General features: G+C 76.7%; 1 protein-coding gene. It reads left to right on the forward strand.

Annotation, left to right across the window (positions count from 1 at the left end):
- The first annotated feature begins 84 nt into the window (after window positions 1-84).
- Window positions 85-570, forward strand: coding sequence for an MSMEG_6728 family protein (locus SACPADRAFT_RS0201580; RefSeq protein ID WP_007027890.1), 486 nt, complete (start codon window positions 85-87; stop codon window positions 568-570).
- The last annotated feature ends 100 nt before the right edge of the window (window positions 571-670 follow it).

A 670-nucleotide genomic window follows, 5' to 3' on the forward strand; every position in this document is an offset into this window, starting at 1 on the left:
CGCTGGCGGCCCGTGCCCCGGCCGCACCGGGCGACCCGGCCCGGGCGGGTGCGGCACGGGCCTGACGACGGGAGGGAACCCGCGGTGCAGACGTTCCTGCCGTACCCGGACTTCGCCGGGACGGCGCGGGTACTGGACCTGCGGCGGCTCGGCAAACAGCGGGTGGAGGCCCTGCAGGTGCTGCGCGGGCTGACCGTGCCCGGCCACGGCTGGCGCCGGCACCCCGCCGTGCGGATGTGGGCGGGCTATGAGGAGGCACTGACCCGGTACGGCCTGGTGATGTGCGAACGCTGGTGCGCCGAGGGGCGGGCCGACACCTGCGCCGACAAGCTCGTGACCGACCTGACCGGCGCCACCGGGACCGCCGTGGTGCGCGGGCAGGAGGAACTGGCCGCGGCCGGGGATCTCCCGCCGTGGCTCGGCGACGAGGAGTTCCACCGCAGCCACCGCAGCGCGCTCGTGCGCAAGGACCCGGAGCACTACCGGGCGTACTTCCCGGAGGTGCCCGACGACCTGCCCTACGTCTGGCCCGTCTCGGACCGACCACAGGCCAACGCGGACCCGGCGTGACGCCCCACCCGCCGGGGCGGCACCGCTCACCCGGCCGGGCCGCCGCCCGTGCTCAGACCGTGCCGGTCCGCAGCGCGTAGCGCCGTTCGGCGTAGGCGAG

It is taken from the genome of Saccharomonospora iraqiensis subsp. paurometabolica YIM 90007, assembly GCF_000231035.2.
In the GTDB taxonomy this organism is placed as follows: domain Bacteria; phylum Actinomycetota; class Actinomycetes; order Mycobacteriales; family Pseudonocardiaceae; genus Saccharomonospora; species Saccharomonospora paurometabolica.